Source organism: Agrobacterium radiobacter (genome assembly GCF_040801995.1).
GTDB lineage: Bacteria > Pseudomonadota > Alphaproteobacteria > Rhizobiales > Rhizobiaceae > Agrobacterium > Agrobacterium radiobacter.
In genome coordinates this window covers 991,558-1,011,806 of the sequence record NZ_JBEGHX010000002.1, presented here as the reverse complement: position 1 = coordinate 1,011,806, position 20,249 = coordinate 991,558, and the positions used below count along the sequence as shown (strand labels likewise).

The following is a 20,249-nucleotide window of genomic DNA, read 5'->3' as shown; positions in this document are numbered from 1 at the left end:
GCTCTCCCTATTTCATTCCATTGCAGAATTCGGCGATGCGGGCGCAGCCTTCGGCCAGGTTCTCCATGCTGGTGGCATAAGAAAGCCGGAAGAAGGGGCTCAAGCCATAGGCCGCACCCTGCACAGTCGCAACGTGATGTTCGGCGAGAAGCGCCATGACGAAATCGGTGTCGTTCTCGATCTTCTTGCCGCCCTTTGTCGTCTTGCCGATCAGCGCCCCAATGTTCGGGAAGATATAGAAGGCGCCTTCCGGCTTGTGGCAGCGGATGCCGTCGATTTCGGCGAGCTTGTCGAGCACGAAATCGCGGCGCGTCTTGTAGATATCGGCGCGTTCCTTCAGCAGATCCTGCGGGCCGTCGAGAACCGCGACGGCGGCAGCCTGTACGATGGTTGCGACACCGCCGCTGTTCTGGGTGTTGACGTTGCTGATGGCCTTGATGAGGTCCTTCGGGCCGCCGCAGAAGCCGAGACGCCAGCCGGTCATGGCATAGGCTTTCGATGCGCCGTTGACGGTCAGAACCCGATCATAGAGCCGCGGTTCGACTTCGGCGATGGTGCAGAATTCGAAGTCGTCATAGATCAGATGCTCATACATGTCGTCGGTCATGATCCAGACATGCGGATGCCGCAGCATGACTTCGGCGATCTCTTTCATTTCCGCTCGCGAGCAGGCGGCGCCGGTGGGGTTGTTTGGGAAGTTGAAAAGCAGCCATTTGGTTTTCGGGGTGATGGCGGCTTCGAGATCTTCGGCCCGCAGGCGGAAACCGTTATTTTCGGGGCAAACCACCGGCACCGGCACGGCGCCCGAGAACTTGACGATATCGGCATAGCTGATCCAGGACGGCGCGGGGATGACGACTTCGTCGCCTGGGTCGCAGGTGGCCATGATGGCGTTGAAGATGATCTGCTTGCCGCCGCCCGCCACCAGAATCTGGCTTGGATCGTAGTCGAGATTGTTATCACGCTTGAACTTCCGCTGGATGGCGGCGCGCAGGGCAGGCGTTCCGTCGGCGGGCGGATATTTCGTATCGCCGGCAAGGGCCGCCGCATGCGCTGCTTCCACCGCGTGGGCAGGGGTCGGGAAATCCGGCTCGCCGGACGACAGGCTGATGACCTTGATGCCCTGAGCCGCGAGGTCGCGGGCTTTCTGGGTCATGGCAAGCGAGGCTGAAACGGTGACGTTGTTAAGGCGTTGGGCGATAGCGGGCATGGATCATTTCCGATTGTAACGGTGAAGGCAGGCATCTTCGTGGTGCCAGTGCATGACAAAGAGGTTACGGGAAATTTCCGCCGTTTCCCCAATACGACTTCGATGTGAGGTCATACGGGATTTTGATGCATCGCTCTGAGAGGGCGCAGGTCCATACTCGTATGCGATGACCTAAGAGCAATAAACTATTATGCAGCGCGTCGGCTTAGCCCCTAAGCTCCTGACAACAACAAGGGAACGACGCATCGGACAATATTACCCAAAGAGGTAACCGGCGCGAAAATGCAGAAACATGCGACAGGGGCCGGCAAAAGACCGGATACCTCGACAGGGAGCACACCCAGCAAATTCTAGTCATAGGGCCTGGACGATTTCGTTCGGCTCAACGCGATGCCTCGTGCCGTATTCAACGCGACGGGAGTATAGATGTCGGATATTGCGATCATGGAACCACATGCCCCGCCACGCCGTGGAGTTTCCGGCTGGAAAGCCATCGAGCGCCGGCTGTTTTCGCCCGGCATACTCATCCTGCCGCTTCTGATCTTTCTCACGATCTTTTTCTTCTGGCCGGCAATTCGGTTGATGACCTTCAGCGTCATGACGCAGAATTCGCAAGGGTTGATCGGTGCGCCCTTCACGCTTGCCCACTATGTGAGGTTTTTCGAGGTCGATCTTTACCAGAAAGTGCTCTGGGCGACGATCCGCATCAGCCTGATCACTTCGGCTCTCGCGGCTATACTCGCCTATCCGGTCGCGACCGTTCTCGTGCGCGGCAATATCGTCACGACCCGCATCATCACGCTGATCGTCATCGCACCGCTGGCCGTCAGCGTCGTGGTTCGCGCTTACGGCTGGCAGCTCATTCTGGGCAATGGTCCGACCGGTCTCTTGAACTACATCCTGATGAATCTGGGCATCATAGATAGCCCGTTGACGCTGCTTTTTTCGGACGCCGCCGTCATCATCGGCTCTCTGCACATCTTCTTCCCGATGATGGTGCTGCCGCTGTCGTCCGCGCTTGGCAAGATCGATCCCAATCTGCAGCAGGCCGCGCGCACGCTCGGCGCGCCAGCGTGGAAAGTTTTCCTGCGGATCACTTTCCCGCTCAGCCTTCCCGGCCTCGTGGCGGGTTTCACGCTGGTGTTCTCACTCGCCTCCGCATCCTATGTCATTCCTGCTTTGATCGGCGGTCCCGGCTCGCAAATGCTCGGCAACATGGTCGAACAGCAGGTTCTCGCGGTCTATGACTGGCCGTTCGGCGCCACCATCGCCACCATCCTCGTCTTCATCGTCATTCTGATCAACGCCGTCTCGATGAGGTTGCTCGGCGGGCGTCGTATCAAGGCAAGTGCATCATGAACAACAAGCTGACCGGCACACCCGCCATCGTCCTTTATGCGATCACCGCTGCCATGATGGTCTTCATTCTGGCTCCGATCGTCCTTGTCGTCGCCATCTCGTTTTCCGACAGCTATTTCGTCACCTTCCCGCCGCAGGGTTTCACCTTCCGCTGGTATGCGGCGGTAATGCAGAACGAGGAATTCACCGCCGGCCTCACCTTCAGTGCGGCGCTTGCGGTGGCGACCACCATTCTGTCGCTGGCACTTGGCGTTCCCGCAGCCTTCGCGCTCTCCCGGGGTAAATTCATCGGCCGCTCGCTGATGAAGGGGCTACTGCTTTCGCCGCTGATCTTTCCCGTGCTGGTGACCGGCCTTGCGCTGCTGCAGCTCTTTTCCGGCTACGGCTGGATGGATACCAAGCTGAAGCTTCTCATCGCCCATACCGTGGTGACGTCGCCCTATGTGATCCGCACGGTGCTGACCAGCCTCCAGCTCGTCAATGTCAGCCTCGAGGAAGCGGCGCGCACGCTTGGCGCCACCCGCTGGAAAACCTTCACGCGGGTGATCTTTCCGCAGATCGCGCCCGGTGTCGCCTCCGGCTCGATCTTCTGCTTCATGGTTTCTTTTGACAATTATCCCGTTTCGATGTGGCTGGCCGATTCCGCGAACCTGCCCGTGCCCATCGTTCTCTATCGCCAGATCGGTACGGTCTTTGATCCTTCGGTCGCGACCATGTCCACCATCATCATCGTTCTGGCGGTTACCGTCGTGCTCGTCCTCGACAGGCTGGTTGGTCTGCGCCGGGCAATGGCAATGTAAATCAACAACAAGAGGGGTACCGGAAATGACAGACAAGACCATCATCATGAAACGGCGCAGTTTCCTCACAGTCACCGCAGGCGCGCTCGCCACACCCTATTTTTATACCGCGGCTTCCGCGCAGGACCGCACCATGTATGTCGGCGTCTATAATTCGGCACAGGGCGGGCTGATCAAGAAGGAAGTGATCCCGGCCTTCGAAAAGGAATATAAGTGCCGGGTCCTGACGACTGAAGGCGCAACGCTTGCCAATATCGCCACGCTGCGCGCCACCCGCGAAAATCCGCAATATAGCGTGATGTCGATGGACGATGTCGGCGTTCCCCAGGCCAAGGAGGAAGGCCTGATCGAGCAATTGCCGATCGATGAAATCCCCAACCTCAAGAACGTCTATTCCCGTTATCTTTTCGAAGACAATTTCGGCGTCGGTTTTGCAATTTCGATTGCCGGCCTGTTCTACAATCCGACAACGGGCAAGCCGTTCGAAAGTTACGAACAGATGTTCGACAAGAAATATGCCCGCCGGATGCTTCTGAATACGCCGAAGAATACCCAGAGCGTTCTGATGCTGATGGTGGCGGCCGCACTTGCGACCGGCAAACCGCTGAAAGAAGCGCAATATGCCACCGATGCAGGCTGGGCGAAACTTGCCGACCTGAAGCCGAACGTCCTTTCCATCTATGATGCGGAAGCGCAGACCATGATGGTTGCGCAGGGCCAGGCGGATTTCGGCGGCATCGAATATTCCAAGGCCGTTTATCCACACACCAAAAAGGGCGTGCCGCTGGACATGACCTTCCCGAAGGAAGGCGCTTTCACCGGCATCAACTCCATCGCGCTGGTCAAGGGCGGGCCGCACCGCGATCTCGCTCTCGCCTATATCAACCGCATCCTCGACCCCGGCGTGCAGAAGATGCTGTCTGAAGCCACGCTCAGCGCCCCCTCCGTCAAGGGCATCGAGTTCGGCGCGGATACGGCGAAATTCCTTGCCTATCCGGAAGCGAAGATGGAATCGCTGAACCTCTTCACGCCGGACTGGAAATACATCATTCCGCGCCGCGCGCAGTGGCTCGAAAAATACAACCAGACCTTTAACGGCTGAGGAACGCAGATGAAATCCGTAGAAGTCCGCCTGGAAAGACTGACCAAGCATTACAGCGGTCAGGTCGTTGCCGTCGATGATGTTTCGCTTACCGTCAAGGCAGGGGAAATCCTGGCGCTTCTCGGTCCGAGCGGATGCGGGAAAACGACCTGCCTTCGCATGATTGCGGGGCTCGTCGATCCCACCTCGGGTGAAATCGTGGTCGGCGGCAAGCCGACCACGCGCACCCCGGTTCATCGCCGCAATGTCGGTATGCTGTTTCAGAACTACGCCCTGTTTCCCCATATGACCGTTGCCGAAAACGTCGCCTTCGGTCTCGAGATGCGGGGCGTTTCCAAGGCCGATCGGGAAGGGCGTGTGAAGCAGGCGCTCGATCTCGTTCAGCTGCACGCCTTCGGCGACCGGCTGCCGGCGCAGCTTTCCGGCGGCCAGCAGCAGCGTGTCGCACTGGCGCGCGCTCTGGTGATCGAGCCTTCGATGCTGCTGCTGGACGAGCCGCTTGGCGCACTCGACAAGGGCCTTCGGGAAAGCATGCAGGTTGAAATCCGCAGCCTGCAGCAGCGGCTTGGCCTCACCACCATCATGGTGACGCATGATCAGGACGAGGCCCTGACCATGGCGGACCAGATCGCCGTGATGCGGGACGGCAATCTCGAGCAGATCGCGCCGGCAGGTGAAATCTACCAGAAGCCGCTGACGCGCTTCGTCGCTGGTTTCATCGGCGCCTCGAACTTCTTCGAGGCGAGTGTGGTGGAACGCAACGGCCGCGCCGCACGGCTTGTGACCGGTGCCGGGGTGCGGCTGGATGTGGATGACATGGGTACGGTCCAGGGCGACAAGGTTGTTGTCACGGTTCGCCCGGAGGCGATCTCGGTTTCGCCGCTTGCGGCCGACGCGGGTGAAAACGCCAGCAATTCCACGACGGCAAAAGTGGAGCAGGTCGTCTATCGCGGTTTTATGCTGCACTACTACCTGCGGCTGGATAGTGGCGAGCCGATGATCGCCTACAGGCAGACCCAGACGGAAGGGTTCACCAATGCCGTCAGCGTGGCCGGCGACCGGGTGAAACTGAGCTGGACAAACGACAGCAATCACGTGATCCAGCTGAATTGATACTTCCTCTGCCGGATCGGTTCACCGTTCGGCCGACGAAAAATACCTGAAAATGTAATGGCACCGTGCTCCAGAAATGATGCACGGTGCCGTAATTGTTTGATTGTCAATGATAAGGGGAAAGCGGGCCGCCCTCAGACGACTACTTCGCGGGCCGGAACGACGCTGCCCCCGCAGGCTTCCACTTCGCTGCGCACCGTGCGAGCAAGCTCCAGCGAACCGGGTGTATCGCTGTGAACGAGGATCGATCTGGCGCGAATGGGGATGATCTCGCCCTCGATTGTCGTGACGGTGCCTTTTTCCAGAAACTGGCGCACGCGCGCGCGCACTTTCGTCTCTTCCTTGATGACGGAATTGGGCAGCTTGCGCGGCACGAGCTGCCCCTTCACATCATAGGCCCGGTCGGCGAGGAAAAGATTGAGCACCTTCAGCCCGCAATCCAGCGCGGCCTTTTCGATCAGCATGTCCGGCATCGAAAAGACGATGAGATTGGGATCGACCGCTTTGATCTTTTTCATAATCCGTTCGGCAAGGGCCGCGTCGCGGTTGATCATGTTGCCCATGGCAGCATGGAAGCTGATGTGAGAAAGCGCGACATCCTGCGCCCTCGCAATCGCCGATAGCGCGCCGAGCTGGTAGAGAACCTGCTGTTCCATTTCTTCCGCGTCGACGGGAATTTCGCGGCGGCCAAAGCCGAGACGGTCGGCAAGGCCCGGATGCGCGCCGACGCCGACGCCGTTCTGTTTGGCCAGACGCACCATGCGCGCCATCATTTCCGGATCGCCCGCATGGAATCCGCAGGCGATATTTGCCGAAGAGACGACTTCCATAAGTTTCTCGTCGTCGCAGACCTTATAGACGCCGAAACCTTCGCCCATATCGGAATTAACATCGATCTTCATGGTTCCCTCTCCTTGTTTTTCAGGATTATCGTTTTGTGAACGTGCCGAGTGCGGCGGTAACCAGCGGCAGGGTCTTGCGGATATCCGCGAAATAGGCGTCGATCGCCTGTTCGACTTCCAACGCCTCGCGCACCGTCGCCTGCACGAAGCGGATGCGACTGCCGATGCGCGCCTGTCCGAGCCGCCACAGATCGCTGTCGATGATGCCAGCCATCTTGGGATAACCGCCGGCCGTATTGGCGTCGCTCATCTGGATGATCGGCTCGCCGCTTGGCGGCACCTGAACCACACCGGGAATGACGCCGTAAGAACGCAGCTCCACCGGGGCCGAAAGTGTCATCGGCGTTCCGGCAAGCCGGTAACCGGTGCGGTCGCTCTGTGAGGTGATTTTCCAGGCCTCCGACCAGAAACGTTCGGCGCCTTCGCCGAAAAGATCGTGCTCGGCGGCCGGAATGGCTCTCAGCAGCAATTCGCCATTGTCAGACACCGGAAACATGTCCGGCATCGCATCGGCAAGCGCCATGACACCAAGACCGTTTGAGGGCAGTGGCGAGGCCTCGGATGGCAGAACGGCAAGCCTGTCGCCGGTCGCGAGATGGCGTCCTTCGTGGCCGCCGAAGGAACCGCGAAGCGAGGTGCTGCGCGATCCCATCACCACCGGAACGTCGATGCCGCCCTGAAGGCAGAGATAGGCACGCGCATTCTTCTGCGGTGTCGAAAGCTCGAGTATTTGACCTTTTTCAGCCCGAGTGCACCAGTAGGGTGGCAGGTCCGCACCATCAAGCCGTGCCGCGCAATCTGCGCCGGTCACGGCGAAGGTCAGGGCCTCTTCGAACTCGATGCGGAAAGGGAAGGTCTGGATTTCAATCGCGGCGGCGTCTTCGCCGTTGCCGACGAGGATATTGCCGACCCTGAGCGCAATGGGATCCATCGCGCCCGTGGCGGTGATGCCGATATTGCGGTAACCCGCGCGGCCGAGATCCTGGACGGTGTTCAGCGGTCCGCAGGCAAGAATATGGATCATAGTTCGATCCTTTCAGGAAGGAAACGAACCCGGTCGCCGGGCGCAAGCACCGCCGGCTGCTCGGCCGCGGCGTCGAACATGGTGATTTCGGTGAAACCCAGCGAATTCCAGCCATTAGGCCCGGTCAGGACCGAGATGCCAGACTGCATACCGCCGATCGTCACCATGCCTTTCAGCATGCGCAGCGACGGGACTTTCTTGCGTGGCATGAAAATGCGTGGATCGAGACCGCCGAGATAACCAAAGCCCGGCGCGCTGCCGACGGCGAAAACCGTATAGGTCTGCTCGAAGTGCAGGCGCACGACTTCCTTGTCCGGCAGACCCGAATAATCGCAGATCGCGGCAAGGTCGATGGCGTGCTCGCCGCCATAGGTCGTCGGCACCTCGATGGTCTTGCCCAGAAGATCGAGTTCGGTGGTGCGTTGCCAGATGTCGAGAAGCTCGTCCTGCAAACGCCCGGCATCTTCAGGCGTACCACGCAGCACGATCAGGAGGTTGGTCATGCCGGGTATCAGTTCCAGCACATCGGGGCGGTCCTTCAGCGCGCGTGTCAGCGCCCAGATGCGCCGCTGTGCAGGCAGGTCCAGCTCGCCGGGCGCTTCGATCAGAAAGGTCTTGTTGCCGATCATCGAGATTTTCGGCAGGCCCAGATGGGCGGGGGAAAGGTGGGGCGTTTTCAGCGGGAGGTTGCTCATTGACGTCACCATCATGCTTCGGTCTTGAGAAGGGTGGAGCCATATCCGACAAGCGCACCGGCTTCTGCCACCACTTCGGTGACGGTGCCGGCTTTGTCGGCGATCACCGGAACGATCACGGGTCCGACTGTCACGAATGCAACGATTTCGCCCTTCACTACCGATTTTCCAGTCTGGATCGGGCGGTCGGGGCGCTGCGGATACGCTGGGGTGAAGATGCCGGCAATCGGTGCGCGGGCAAGGATGTCTCCGGTCTTTGCCGGCGCCTTGGCCGTCTCGGCGGGGCGCGGTGCGGCAGGAGCCTGGCCCCCTGCCATGGCGACGATCTTCAGTGACCCATCCGGCGTCTCTATTTCGATGGCGGATACGTTGTTGCGCTCAAGGTAAGCGGCAAGATCGGCAATGATGTCGGGCTCGCTATAGCGGGATATCGAAACAGACTGTCGCTTCATTTTGACCTCCGCGCTGCAAGCCAGTGTTCGAGGTAATGGATGTCAGTGCCGCCTTCGGAGAAGGCCGGGTCTTCCAATATTTCCCGATGCAGCGGCAGGTTGGTGGAGACGCCTTCTATGCGCATTTCGCCAAGCGCGCGGCGCATGCGCATGATCGCCTGCTCGCGCGTCGACGCATGGACGATGAGCTTGGCGATCAGGGAATCGTAATGGGCGGAAACCCGATAGCCCGCTGTTACATGGGTATCGACCCGCACGCCGGGGCCGCCCGGCAGGTGGAGAGCCGTGATCAGACCGGGGCAGGGAACGAAGCTGTAGGGATCTTCGGCATTGATGCGGCACTCGATCGAGCGTCCCTCGCAGACGATGTCCTCCTGCGAAATTTCCAGCGGATGGCCGAGAGCGACGAGAAGCTGCTGGCGCACCAGATCCACGCCCGAGGTCATTTCCGTGACCGGATGTTCGACCTGCAGACGGGTGTTCATCTCGATGAAGTAGAATTCACCGTTTTCGTAGAGAAACTCGAAGGTGCCGACGCCGCGATAACCGATCTGGCGGCAGGCTTCCACGCAGCGATTGCCGACAAAGGCGGCAACATCAGGCGGGATGCCGATGGCCGGACCTTCCTCGACAACTTTCTGGTGCCGGCGCTGCATCGAGCAATCGCGCAGGCCAACCCAGACGCCGCCGCCCTGACCATCGCAGAGAACCTGAATTTCGACATGGCGCGGATGTTCGAGGAATTTTTCGATATAGAGTTCCGGCGTTCCGAAGGCACGGCTTGCCTCTTCGCGCGTAACGAGAACGGCGTCGTGAAGGGTGGAGGCATCATGAACGACGCGCATGCCACGTCCGCCGCCGCCGCCGGCTGCCTTGACGATGACGGGATAGCCGATCTCAGTGGCGATTTTCGAAACCTCCGCCATGTCATCCGGCAGGGCGGAATCGGGGCCGGGAACGCAGGGCACGCCGGCCTCCATCATCGCCCGTTTTGCCGCGATCTTGTCGCCCATGGTGCGGATGGCGTCGGCACGTGGGCCGATGAAAACCGCACCCGCTTCCTCAACCGCTTCCGAAAACGATGCCCTTTCGGAGAGAAAACCATAACCGGGGTGAACAGCGCCTGCGCCCGTCAGCTTCATGGCAAGCAGGATAGCCGGCACGTTGAGATAGCTCTGGCCGGGAGAAGCCGGGCCGATGCAGATGGCGGTATCGGCCGCCTTCAGATAATCCGCATCCTTGTCCGCTTCCGAATAGACCATGATGGTCTTCAGGCCGAGTTCACGGCAGGCGCGCTGCACGCGGAGTGCGATTTCGCCGCGATTGGCGATGAGGACGCTGTCGAATGCCCTTTGCCCGGCTGCTTCCTTTGGAAGTGTTGCATCCATCATTCGAACTCCAGCACTGGCTGTCCAAGTTCGACGTCTTCGCCGTCATTGGCGATGAATCTGGCGATCCTGCCGCTTCGTTCGGCTCTCACGGTGTTGAACACTTTCATCGCTTCGATGATGAAGAGTTCCTGCCCTTCCCTAACCTCGTCTCCGGCTTCAGCGAAAGCTGCCAAGCCCGGGCTCGGAGCGCGATGGAAAAGACCGAATGAGGGTGCCGCGACGATGCCGGAGGGCGCCGGTGCCGCTGTGGCGGATGCCGGTGCCTGTTCTTCGGCGCGGGGTGCCTCGTCGGGTGCCGCTTCCGCCACCGGAACGGTGCGGGGCTGCGATGATGTCGCGTGCTGTGAAACGGCATTGTTTTCGCGAATGATCCGGACCGTGGTTCCCGCCTGGCTCACGGTCAATTCGGACACTCGCGAAGAGCCGACAAACTCGATCAGTTTCTTGATCTTTTCCAGATCCATATTGGTTTCCAACGTCTTTTTTGTCCCCACGGCGGCGGGCAAGCGGAGCGGAATCCGCACCCTGTCCATCAGCAACAGCTACCATGGAGGCGGGATTGATGGGGTCAGACGAAGTTTCTATGGACACGGGTTTGAGGTTTGATATCCCGCCGCCGCGTGGTGAAACGGTTCGAAGACGTCCGAAGGAACGAACCATGGATTCCCGCAAAGGCATTCTCCTCAAAATCTCTGCAGCGCTCGCTCTTGTGCTGATGGGCGCCTGCATCAGCGGTCTCAGGGGTGAAATACCCATCGGGCAGGTCGTTTTTTTCAGGTCGGCGGTGGCCATGCTGCCGCTCTGTCTGTGGATGGCCGTGCAGGGAGGATTTCGGAAACAGGTGGCGACCAGCCACATTGGCGGGCATCTGGTGAGGAGTTTTTCCGGAACCGGCGGCATGGTCTTCAGCTATCTGGCGCTGGCTTACATTCCGCTCGCTGATGCGATGGCCATCAGCTATGCCACGCCGCTTTTTACCGTCATTCTGGCGGTCTTTCTTCTGAAGGAGGTCGTGAGGATTTATCGCTGGACGGCGGTGGTCTTCGGGCTGTGCGGCATCGTGCTTATCCTGTCGCCGCATTTTTCCTTCGATGTTTCGGATGTCGCCTCCGGGTCGGGTGTTGCCATGCTCGGTGGTCTGTTCGGTCTGGCAGCGGCTTTTTTCTCCGCCATATCGATGATCCAGATCCGGCATCTGACGCAGACGGAAAATACCGGTGCGATCATTTTCTATTTCACACTGCTCACAACGGTCATCGGTTTTGCCAGTATCGGCATGGGCTGGACAATGCCGACCGCGTGGCAATGGACCCTGCTGATCGGTACCGGTCTCATTGGTGGGATCGCGCAGATACTGGTGACGCTGAGCCTGCGTTATGCCGAGGCTTCGCTGCTGGCTCCGTTCGATTACACGACGATGATCTGGGCGCTATTGATTGGTTATGCCTTCATGGATCAGGTGCCCGCACTGACGACCATTCTCGGAGCCTCGATCGTGGTTGCCGCCGGCTTGTTCACGTTGTGGCGGGAAAGGCGGCTGCACAAAAAGCGCGTCACGGAACAGCTTACGCTGTCGGCTCCCTGACGGCCTGTTTCGTCAGCCGGTTTTCGCGCCACATGGCGAACAGCCCGGCGGCGATGACCGTCAAAGCGCCAATGATGGTCGCACCTGTCGGCACTTCGGCCATGAAGAGATAACCGAGGGCGATCGCCCAGATCATCGTCGTGTAATCGAACGGCGCCAGCAGGGAGGCCTGGGCATGGCGCAGGCTGAGCGTCATGGTGATCTGGCCGATGCCGCCGGCAAGCCCGCCGCCGGCGAGCAGCAGAAACTGGTTGAAATCCGGCATCTTCCATCCAAATCCAAGCGTGGCGAAGCCGGCGACGACACCCGTCAGCGTATAGATGAGCACGATGCGCGACGGCTTTTCGATGCTGTTCAGGTGGCGGACGGCGATGGAGGAAAAGGCCGCGCAAAGCGCGCCGGTCAGCGCCAGCGCCGTTCCGATCATCGCAATGCTGTCGATCTGCGCGGGGCCTGACACGGCGTCAAACACCAGGTTGGGCGAGAGCGTTATGAAGACGCCGATGAAGCCCGTCAGTACGGCGGACCAGCGATATATCCGCAATTTTTCGCGCAAAAGCAGCGCGGCCAGCATGATGGTGAAAAGCGGTGTCGTGTAGCTCAGCACCGTGACATTCACCAGCGGCAGATAGGCGAGCGCCAGAAAACCGAAGAACATGCCGCCCAATCCAGCCGAGCTGCCCGCAAGCAGGCGGCCGATATTTTTCGCGGCCGGCACGGTTATTCGCTCGGAGGAGGCGATGAACCAGAGACAGAGGGGAATGAGGGCAAAAAATCCCCGGCAGAAGACGACTTCGCCGACCGGAATCGCCCCCTCCAAACCCTTCACGCAGGCGGACATGACTGTGAATGCCAGCATGGCCGCCAGCTTGAGCAAAATACCGGTCTTAGGATCCATCCCGCTCCCCATCGCAGCAAAGACCGTGTCATGGGGAAGAGGCGGAGAAAAGCGATGGTCGCTGGCCATAAGAATCTTGTCTTACCCCATCATGCGCAGTCGGGTCCTTTGAAAACCGGTGGAACCACTTGACGGTGCTTTTGCTCTAGGCCCCGGCGGCGATTTGGTGTCATGATCGCATCTCGAACCGGTGGGAGGTTTAAGCCGACATGTTGGATTTGCGCAGGCTGCGATATCTGGTCGCGATTGCTGATTGCGGCTCCATGTCGGCGGCGGCGCGGCAATTGGGGATCGCCCAGCCGGCGCTCAGTCACCACATCACGGAACTGGAGCGGCTGGTGGGTTTCCCCGTGCTGCACAGGCTGGCGCGCGGCGTGAAGGCGACGGAGAAGGGTGAAATACTCCTTATTCATGCCCGGGAGATTACCGAGAGGGTCCGGCAGGCGGAGGCGGAAATCCGGGCCATGGCCTATCTGGATGAACGGGTGATCCGGCTGAGCCTTATTCCCTCCTGGGCCACGGCCTTTGCGCCGAACATCATCAGTGAGGTTGCCGCTTCTATGCCAAAGGTTTCGCTGCGGCTGATAGAGGCGCGCAATGACGAATCTCTGCGCCTCATTCGTCTCGGCAAGGTGGATATGGCTGTCGCGCTGGTCGGCGCGGAGGACAAGGCCGATGATCTTATCATCAAGGAGAGCCTTTTTGCGGTGTCTTCCCGACCCATCGGTCGGTCGATGCCGCTCGAGGCTGTGGCGGGGCTCAACCTTATCCTGCCGCCGAAGGACAACCCGCTGCGCGTATCGATCGACGAGGCCGCCGCCCGCGCCGGCATCACGCTGAACGTGACCATGGAGATCGACGGGCAGGATACAATCAAACGCGCCGTCAGCGCCGGTATTGGCGCGACGATTCTGTCATGGAATTCGGTGCAGCAGGAACAGGAGGCCGGTCAGCTTCAGGCCGCTCATATTACCGATCCCGTCATTTATCGCTCCATCCATTTGCTGAGGAACAGGGAGGTGGACGAGCGGACGTTCAGGCTGTTCCGAGACCTGTTGCGGGCCGTCGCAAGACGCGAGTCGGCATTCAACCCATAAACGATTTGTATGGGTAAGTTGAAAACTCGGTATTTGTATTGTTGATGGCTTCTTCCTAGCCTCCCCGGTGAAAGTATATCGGGGAGGAAAAGATATGCGTTTGAAGACATCTCTGTTCGGCATGCTGGCGGCTGCGGGAGTTCTGGCTGCCGGAGGGGCGGCGGCGGAATATCCGGAGCGGCCGGTGACGCTCGTCATCGGTTATCCGGCCGGCGGCGGCACCGATATACAGTCGCGGGCGCTGGTGCCCTATCTCGAAAAATATCTCGGCACATCGGTCGTGGTGGAAAACCGCGAAGGTGCTGGCGGGCTGATCGGCGCGACCTATATCGCCAATGCGAAACCAGACGGATACACGATCGGGGCGTTGAATTTCCCGTCCATGTATTCGCCGATCGTGCAGGGCAATGCCAGCTATAAGCAGGACGCCTTCACGCCGCTCGCCAACCAGATCGGCGGCGATCTGGCGTTGACGGTCAACAAGGTATCGCCGATCAAGACAGCCAAGGAATTCGTTGAAGCGGCCAAGGCGAACCCGGTCGTCGTTGGCGTGACGGGTATCGGCCATCCAAGCCAGATCACCGCCCTGCTGTTCGAGGAAGCGGCGGGCGTGAAGCTCAATTTCGTCCCCTTTAATGGGGGCGGACCAGCACGGCTCGCCATGCTCGGTAACCACGTCACACTCGGTTTCATGAACTTGAACGAGGTTTTTGCCGACAATCGTTCGGGTGCACTTCGTGTTCTGGCGACATCAGGCACTGAGCGTTCGCCGCTCTCGCCAGATGTGCCGACCTTCAAGGAAGCCGGTTACGACGTTCAGTTCAGCCTTCTTGCAGGTTTTGGTGCACCGAAAGGCCTGCCGGCGGATGTCGAGGCCAGGCTGGTCGATGCATTCCAGAAGGCGCTGAAGGACCCGGATTATCTTGCCGAGGCCAAAAAGCGCGAACTGACCATGCTGCCGCTGACCCAGGCGGAATTTGCCGAGGCACTCAAGAAGGGCAACGCCAATCTGGCCGAGCTCTGGAAAAGCAAGCCCTGGACGAAATAAGCGGCGCTTCTCTCACCACTAACCGAAATGACGCTTGGGCCTGTGCGTGGCCCGGGCATGACCCACTGTTGAAAGGAATCCGGCCAATGGCCCATGTCATCCGCAATTTCCAGCGCCCCTCAAGGGCTGATATTGAGGCGATCAGCAAATTCAGCCCCGCAACCATTCACGAGGCGCAGGGCAAGCTTGGCGCTCTCGATTATCGCATCAAGCCGATCAAGCCCGGCCTGAAAATCTGCGGCCCGGCAATCACCGCAAAATGCCATATCGGCGATAATCTGATGATTTTCGAAGCCATTAATCTCGCAAAGCCCGGCGACGTGCTGGTCATCGATGGCGGTGACAATCCAAATCAGGGCGGCTTTGGCGATGTGCTGGCCGCCGCCTGTATCGGCAAGGGCATTGTCGGCTTCGTGGTCAGCGCCGCGGTGCGTGACGGCAAGGGGCTGCGCGAAATCGGTTTTCCGGTTTTCTCGCTCGGGCTTTGCATGAAGGGCACGTCCAAGGACACGCTCGGCACCATCAACCATCCGGTCGTGGTGGGCGGTGAACTGATCAGCCCCGGCGATATCGTCTGCGGCGACGATGACGGCGTTGTCGTCGTGCGTGAGAAGGATATCGCGAAACTCGTCAAGGCCTGCCAGGAGCGCGACGACCACGAGAACCACATGATGGAACTGCACCGTCAGGGCAAGATGGATATCGAGGATCGTTACGACATGATGCGCTCGAAGGGGTGCGTCTGGGCGGATTGAGCCGGATATTCGATATTTGGATACGCCGTGTCGGGAGGCACGGCGTATTCCTCAATGAGGAGGGGAGAAAAACATGGCCGAACACAAAAATAGCTCGAAACTGACGGCGAATATTCTGTCCGGGGTCTTCTTTCTGGTGGCCGCCGCCGGGCTTTATTACGGCGCGCGGCCGCTGAGCATGGGCACCAATTTCCAGCCCGGGCCGGGCTACATGCCAACGGTCATCGCGGCATTGATGTTCGCGCTCGGTATCGCACTGCTCTTGCAGGATCTGTTGGGAAAGACACCGTCCGAAGCCTGGGCGGCTCCGAAGATGCGTCCGTTTCTGGCAGTGGCCGGCATTGCCGCTTTTGCGCTGCTGATCGAGCCATTGGGCTTCATCGCTGCCGCTTTTGTGCTGATCCTGCTCGCCTGCATCGCCTATGGCAGAATCCGGCCGGTTGAGGTGCTGCTGCTTTCCGCGGTGCTCATCCTCGCCTGCATCCTCATTTTCGTCGTCGGCCTCGGACAGAGGATATCCCTGCTGCCATGACCGATCTTCTTGCCAATATCGCCCTCGGTTTCGGTGTTGCTGTCACGCCGGTCAACCTTTTCTATTGTCTGCTGGGCGTCACGCTCGGCACGATGATCGGCATCCTGCCGGGCATCGGCCCTTCCGCGACCGTCGCGCTGCTTTTGCCCATCACCTATACGATGCCGGACACGGCGGCGTTGATCATGCTTGCGGGCATTTTCTATGGTGCACAATATGGCGGTTCGACTACGGCGATCCTCGTCAATCTGCCGGGCGAATCCTCATCCGTCGTCACCTGCATCGATGGTTATGCTATGGCCCGACAGGGCAGGGCGGGGGTGGCGCTGGCCACTGCGGCGCTGGGGTCGTTTTTTGCCGGCACGGTGGCGACCATTCTGATCGTCGTGGTCGCAAAGCCACTCTCCGCCATTGCGCTTGCCTTCGGGCCGGCTGACTATTTCAGTCTGGTGATCTTCGGGCTTCTGTTTGCCGTGTTTTTATCCAGCGGATCGCCGGTCAAGGCGGTCGGCATGGTCGCCTTCGGCATTGCGCTGAGCCTCGTCGGCATCGATCCGACATCGGGTGAGCAGCGTTTCACCTTCGGCATGGCGGAACTGTTCGATGGCATCGATTTCGTCGTGCTGGCCATCGGGCTGCTCGGTGTCAGCGAAATCCTTTTTAACCTGCAGCAGGGTGTGGAGCGTGATACAGGAACAACAAAGACCGGATCGCTGATGCCGACCCGGCAGGATTTCAAACAGGCATTTCCGGCCGTCCTGCGCGGCACGGCGCTCGGCTCCTTCCTCGGCGTATTGCCCGGCGGCGGTGCAATCATGAGTTCTTTCGCCAGCTACGCGCTGGAGCGCAAGATCGCCAAGGATCCATCCCGGTTCGGCAAGGGTGCGATCGAAGGGCTGGCGGGGCCGGAAAGCGCCAATAATGCCGGCGCGCAGACCTCTTTCATTCCGCTCCTGACGCTTGGCATTCCCGCCAACGGCCTGATGGCGCTGATGGTCGGGGCGATGATGATCCAGGGCATCACCCCGGGACCGGAGGTCATGCAGTCGCGGCCCGATCTCTTCTGGGGGCTGATCGCCAGCATGTGGGTGGGCAATCTGCTGCTCCTGGTCCTGAACCTGCCGCTGATCGGCATCTGGGTTCGGCTTCTCGGCATTCCATACCGCTTCTTGTGCCCCGCCATTCTGATGTTTTGCGCCATCGGGGCCTATGGGCTTTCCTACAGCGTTGTGGACGTTCTGTTCTGCGCGGTCTTCGGCATCGTCGGCTTCTTTCTGCGCAAGATCGGCTGCGAGCCGGCGCCTCTGGTTTTGGGCTTCGTTCTCGGTCCGCTTCTGGAACAGAACATGCGCCTCGGGCTGCTGATTTCGCAGGGCAGTTTCTCAACATTCGTCACCCATCCGATCAGCGCAACGCTGCTCGCGCTGTCCGGCATGGTCGTCATCATGATGGCGATGCCCGCGATCATGCGTCGCCGCGAGGTCGTGTTTCAGGGTGATGACGATTGACAATCAATCGAGCCGGTCTCACCGGCCAAGCAAAGGTGAAATAATGCATATTCTGATAATCGGCGCGGCCGGAATGATCGGCCGCAAATTGACACAACGTCTCGCTTCCGACGGAACGCTTGATGGTGCGAAGATTACCGAAATGACGCTGACGGATGTTTTCGAACCGGCCGCGCCGAAAGGCTTCGGCGGTGCACTGACCATCGAGCGCAGTGATCTGTCGAATGCCGGCGTGGCCGAAAAGCTGATCGCAAAACGGCCGGATGTGATCTTCAACCTCGCCGCCGTGGTTTCGGGCGAGGCGGAAGCGGATTTCGAGAAAGGTTATCGCATCAATCTCGATGGCGGGCGCTCGCTGTTCGAAGCCATTCGTCTGGAGCACGAAAAGGACGGATATCGGCCGCGCATGGTCTTCTGCTCATCGCTTGCCGTGTTCGGTTCGCCATTCCCCAAGGTGATCGGCGACGAGTTCCTGACGGCGCCATTGACCAGCTATGGCACGCAGAAGGCGATCGTGGAGCTGTTGCTTTCGGACTATAGTCGCCGCGGTTTCTTTGATGGCGTCAGCATCCGTCTCCCCACCATCTGCATCCGCCCCGGCAAACCGAATGCGGCCGCCTCCGGCTTCTTCTCCAATATCCTGCGCGAACCGCTGGTGGGTCAGGAAGCGGTGCTGCCAGTTGCCGATACCGTGCGTCACTGGTTCGCCAGCCCGCGCTCGGCGGTCGCCTTCCTGCTGCGCGCCGCGACGGTGGATCTCTCCGGGCTTGGCGTTCGCCGCAATCTCATCATGCCGGGGCTGTCGGCCACGGTTGCGGATGAAATCGAGGCGCTGCGCGCCTTTGCCGGGCAAAAGGCTGTAGCGCTTATCAAACGCGTTCCCGACGAGCGGATCATCCGGATCGTCGACGGCTGGGCCGAGGATTACGATCCGCAACTAGCGCTGTCGCTCGGCTTCAGGGCGGAAACCTCCTTTGCCGAAATCATTCAAGCGCATGTGGAAGATGAGCTGGAGGGGAAAGCAGCATGAGTGATGGAAAGATCGCGCTCGTCACGGGTGGAGGAACAGGGGTCGGCAAGGCGATTGCCAAAGCGCTTCTGGAAGATGGTTACAAGGTCGCGATAACGGGCCGGCGGCGGGAGGTTCTCGACACTGCCGCCGCCGAATGGAGCGAACATAAAGACTGTGTTCTGGCCGTCGCGGCTGATATTTCCGCTCCGGCCGATGTCGAGCGGCTGTTTGCGGAAATCATCGGGCGTTTCGGTCGCCTCGATCTTCTGGTCAATAATGCCGGCATGTCCGCACCGGCGGTGTATATCGAAGATGTGCCGTTCGAAACCTGGAATGCCGTGGTCGGGGCTAACCTCACAGGGGCTTTTCTCTGCACCCAGGCGGCGTTTCGCCAGATGAAGACGCAGTCGCCGCAGGGTGGCCGCATCATCAACAATGGCTCGATTTCCGCCACCACGCCGCGGCCGCGGTCTGCGCCATATACCGCGACCAAACATGCGATCACCGGACTTACAAAATCGGCCGCGCTGGATGGCCGGCGGTTCAACATCGCCTGCGGACAGATCGATATCGGCAATGCCAGCACCGAAATGACGCGCGCCATGGCAACCGGCGTGCTGCAGGCGGATGGCAGCACCGCCATCGAACCGACCATCGATGCCGGCATCGTTGCCAAGGCCGTGGTGCATATGGCCTCGCTGCCGCTCGAGGCGAACGTGCTGACCATGACGGTGATGGCGAGCGGCATGCCTTTCGTCGGTCGCGGGTAAGGAGCGCGCATGAAGCCCGATCTTCTGCAAACCTATCCGCTTCAGCCGCAGATCGAAGCCGAACTGCAAAAGCGCTTCAGGGTCCATCGCTGGCACGAAATATCCGACAAGCAGGCGTTTCTCCAGGCGGAGGCGGCGTCGATAAAGGCTGTCGTCACCGGCGGCCATATCGGGGTTGCTCCTGAACTCGCTGCCGGTCTGCCCGCTCTCGAAATCGTTGCCATCAATGGCGTCGGCTTCGACAAGGTCGATCTCGACCAGGCCCGCGCGCGCGGTTTCAGGGTGACGAACACGCCTGACGTGCTGACCGAGGATGTGGCCGATCTTGCCATCGGTCTCTCCGTCATGCTGCTGCGCCAGCTTGTGCGCGCCGATCATCATGTCCGCTCCGGGGAGTGGAAAAGAGGCGAAATGCCGCTGGGTAACAAGGCCTCGCGGCGGCGTTACGGCATTTACGGGCTTGGCCGCATAGGCCGCGCCATTGCGGTGCGGCTGGAAGCTTTCGATGCGGAGATTTCCTATTTCAGCCGGCAGAAACAGGACGTGGTCTATGAGTATCATTCGACGGCCATGTCGCTCGCGAGGGACTGCGACGTCCTGATTGTCGCGGCGGCGGCAACGCCGGAGACAAAACACGCGATCAACCGCGAGGTGCTGGAGGCGCTGGGACCGGACGGTGTTCTCGTCAACGTCGCCAGAGGGTCTCTGGTGGATGAAAAGGCGCTGGTTGATGTTCTTGTGGCAGGCGGGCTGAAGGGTGCAGCGCTCGATGTCTTCGAGAACGAACCGCATGTTCCCGAGGCGCTGATCGGCATGCGCAATGTCGTTCTCGCTCCGCATATCGGCGCTGCGACGCATGAGACGCGGCTTGAGATGGGCGCTCTGGTTCTCGCCAATCTGGATGCACATTTCGCGGGACGGGACCTGCCGACCGCAGTGGTCTAGAATGTGCTGGTGGCTGGCATCGGCAACGTACGCCCCATCGGCCGGGTTGCC

Annotated in this window: 21 protein-coding genes; 13 read left to right on the top strand and 8 right to left on the bottom strand. The window is 60.1% G+C overall.

Annotated elements, in window-relative coordinates; all coding sequences use genetic code 11:
- Window positions 1-7: 7 nt before the first annotated feature.
- Window positions 8-1,210 (bottom strand): pyridoxal phosphate-dependent aminotransferase, encoded by a 1,203-nt coding sequence (locus tag MRBLRC7O_RS18540; protein WP_003505938.1) that lies wholly within the window; start codon window positions 1,208-1,210, stop codon window positions 8-10.
- Between the two features lie 426 nt (window positions 1,211-1,636).
- Between MRBLRC7O_RS18540 and MRBLRC7O_RS18535 the strand changes: the two genes are divergently transcribed.
- The 4 genes from MRBLRC7O_RS18535 to MRBLRC7O_RS18520 are packed head-to-tail and all read left to right on the top strand — an operon-like array spanning window position 1,637 to window position 5,584.
- Window positions 1,637-2,569: an ABC transporter permease gene (locus MRBLRC7O_RS18535; RefSeq protein WP_020810717.1), complete on the top strand. Its 933-nt coding sequence runs from the start codon at window positions 1,637-1,639 to the stop codon at window positions 2,567-2,569.
- Entirely contained in the window at window positions 2,566-3,369 is an 804-nt protein-coding gene (locus MRBLRC7O_RS18530; protein WP_003505942.1) for an ABC transporter permease, read from the top strand. Before MRBLRC7O_RS18535 ends, MRBLRC7O_RS18530 begins: the two co-directional genes overlap by 4 nt.
- A gap of 25 nt (window positions 3,370-3,394) precedes the next feature.
- Window positions 3,395-4,471 carry an ABC transporter substrate-binding protein gene (locus tag MRBLRC7O_RS18525; RefSeq protein WP_003505945.1) on the top strand — a complete coding sequence of 359 codons (1,077 nt, stop codon included), beginning with the start codon at window positions 3,395-3,397 and terminating at the stop codon, window positions 4,469-4,471.
- A gap of 9 nt (window positions 4,472-4,480) precedes the next feature.
- The gene (locus MRBLRC7O_RS18520; RefSeq protein ID WP_020810713.1) at window positions 4,481-5,584 is read left to right on the top strand and encodes an ABC transporter ATP-binding protein; all 1,104 of its coding nucleotides are present in this window, start codon (window positions 4,481-4,483) and stop codon (window positions 5,582-5,584) included.
- 134 nt (window positions 5,585-5,718) lie between these two features.
- On the opposite strand, the gene MRBLRC7O_RS18515 is transcribed toward MRBLRC7O_RS18520, so the two are convergent.
- Genes MRBLRC7O_RS18515 through MRBLRC7O_RS18490 form a run of 6 tightly spaced genes read right to left on the bottom strand, consistent with a single transcriptional unit; the run spans window position 5,719 to window position 10,512 of the window.
- Entirely contained in the window at window positions 5,719-6,486 is a 768-nt protein-coding gene (locus MRBLRC7O_RS18515; protein WP_080867015.1) for a 5-oxoprolinase subunit PxpA, read from the bottom strand.
- Between the two features lie 25 nt (window positions 6,487-6,511).
- On the bottom strand, window positions 6,512-7,510 hold the full coding sequence (locus tag MRBLRC7O_RS18510; protein ID WP_111820626.1) for a 5-oxoprolinase subunit C family protein: 999 nt from the start codon (window positions 7,508-7,510) through the stop codon (window positions 6,512-6,514).
- Window positions 7,507-8,220 (bottom strand): 5-oxoprolinase subunit PxpB, encoded by a 714-nt coding sequence (pxpB, locus tag MRBLRC7O_RS18505; RefSeq protein WP_107676686.1) that lies wholly within the window; start codon window positions 8,218-8,220, stop codon window positions 7,507-7,509. Before pxpB ends, MRBLRC7O_RS18510 begins: the two co-directional genes overlap by 4 nt.
- Complete coding sequence (locus MRBLRC7O_RS18500; protein ID WP_111820625.1) at window positions 8,217-8,657, bottom strand: acetyl-CoA carboxylase biotin carboxyl carrier protein; 441 nt, start codon at window positions 8,655-8,657, stop codon at window positions 8,217-8,219. Before MRBLRC7O_RS18500 ends, pxpB begins: the two co-directional genes overlap by 4 nt.
- The gene (gene accC, locus MRBLRC7O_RS18495; RefSeq protein ID WP_111820624.1) at window positions 8,654-10,048 is read right to left on the bottom strand and encodes an acetyl-CoA carboxylase biotin carboxylase subunit; all 1,395 of its coding nucleotides are present in this window, start codon (window positions 10,046-10,048) and stop codon (window positions 8,654-8,656) included. The genes MRBLRC7O_RS18500 and accC overlap by 4 nt, the downstream gene beginning before the upstream one ends.
- A complete protein-coding gene (locus MRBLRC7O_RS18490; RefSeq protein WP_111820623.1) occupies window positions 10,045-10,512 on the bottom strand; it encodes an acetyl-CoA carboxylase biotin carboxyl carrier protein in 468 nt (155 codons plus the stop codon). The genes accC and MRBLRC7O_RS18490 overlap by 4 nt, the downstream gene beginning before the upstream one ends.
- A gap of 194 nt (window positions 10,513-10,706) precedes the next feature.
- On the opposite strand from MRBLRC7O_RS18490, the gene MRBLRC7O_RS18485 reads away from it, so the two are divergent.
- On the top strand, window positions 10,707-11,633 hold the full coding sequence (locus MRBLRC7O_RS18485; RefSeq protein ID WP_111820622.1) for a DMT family transporter: 927 nt from the start codon (window positions 10,707-10,709) through the stop codon (window positions 11,631-11,633).
- Here the strand turns inward: MRBLRC7O_RS18485 and MRBLRC7O_RS18480 are convergent.
- Window positions 11,614-12,531, bottom strand: a complete 918-nt coding sequence (locus tag MRBLRC7O_RS18480; protein WP_111820621.1) for a DMT family transporter — start codon at window positions 12,529-12,531, stop codon at window positions 11,614-11,616. The two genes, MRBLRC7O_RS18485 and MRBLRC7O_RS18480, sit on opposite strands and share 20 nt — an antisense overlap.
- A 209-nt stretch (window positions 12,532-12,740) precedes the next feature.
- Here MRBLRC7O_RS18480 and MRBLRC7O_RS18475 point away from each other — a divergent pair, with 209 nt between their 5' ends.
- The 8 genes from MRBLRC7O_RS18475 to MRBLRC7O_RS18440 all read left to right on the top strand — a co-directional run bounded on the left by MRBLRC7O_RS18475 (window position 12,741) and on the right by MRBLRC7O_RS18440 (window position 20,198).
- Complete coding sequence (locus MRBLRC7O_RS18475; protein ID WP_111820620.1) at window positions 12,741-13,628, top strand: LysR family transcriptional regulator; 888 nt, start codon at window positions 12,741-12,743, stop codon at window positions 13,626-13,628.
- 94 nt (window positions 13,629-13,722) lie between these two features.
- Complete coding sequence (locus MRBLRC7O_RS18470; protein WP_111820619.1) at window positions 13,723-14,676, top strand: tripartite tricarboxylate transporter substrate binding protein; 954 nt, start codon at window positions 13,723-13,725, stop codon at window positions 14,674-14,676.
- Between the two features lie 86 nt (window positions 14,677-14,762).
- Window positions 14,763-15,431 (top strand): 4-carboxy-4-hydroxy-2-oxoadipate aldolase/oxaloacetate decarboxylase, encoded by a 669-nt coding sequence (locus tag MRBLRC7O_RS18465; RefSeq protein ID WP_003505971.1) that lies wholly within the window; start codon window positions 14,763-14,765, stop codon window positions 15,429-15,431.
- A 73-nt stretch (window positions 15,432-15,504) separates the two neighbouring features.
- On the top strand, window positions 15,505-15,963 hold the full coding sequence (locus MRBLRC7O_RS18460) for a tripartite tricarboxylate transporter TctB family protein (protein ID WP_111820618.1): 459 nt from the start codon (window positions 15,505-15,507) through the stop codon (window positions 15,961-15,963).
- A complete protein-coding gene (locus MRBLRC7O_RS18455) occupies window positions 15,960-17,471 on the top strand; it encodes a tripartite tricarboxylate transporter permease (RefSeq protein ID WP_111820617.1) in 1,512 nt (503 codons plus the stop codon). The genes MRBLRC7O_RS18460 and MRBLRC7O_RS18455 overlap by 4 nt, the downstream gene beginning before the upstream one ends.
- 43 nt (window positions 17,472-17,514) lie before the next feature.
- Window positions 17,515-18,501, top strand: a complete 987-nt coding sequence (gene denD / locus MRBLRC7O_RS18450) for a D-erythronate dehydrogenase (protein ID WP_060723083.1) — start codon at window positions 17,515-17,517, stop codon at window positions 18,499-18,501.
- Window positions 18,498-19,253, top strand: a complete 756-nt coding sequence (locus tag MRBLRC7O_RS18445; protein WP_111820616.1) for an SDR family oxidoreductase — start codon at window positions 18,498-18,500, stop codon at window positions 19,251-19,253. Before denD ends, MRBLRC7O_RS18445 begins: the two co-directional genes overlap by 4 nt.
- A gap of 9 nt (window positions 19,254-19,262) precedes the next feature.
- Window positions 19,263-20,198: a 2-hydroxyacid dehydrogenase gene (locus MRBLRC7O_RS18440; protein WP_080864693.1), complete on the top strand. Its 936-nt coding sequence runs from the start codon at window positions 19,263-19,265 to the stop codon at window positions 20,196-20,198.
- The last annotated feature ends 51 nt before the right edge of the window (window positions 20,199-20,249 follow it).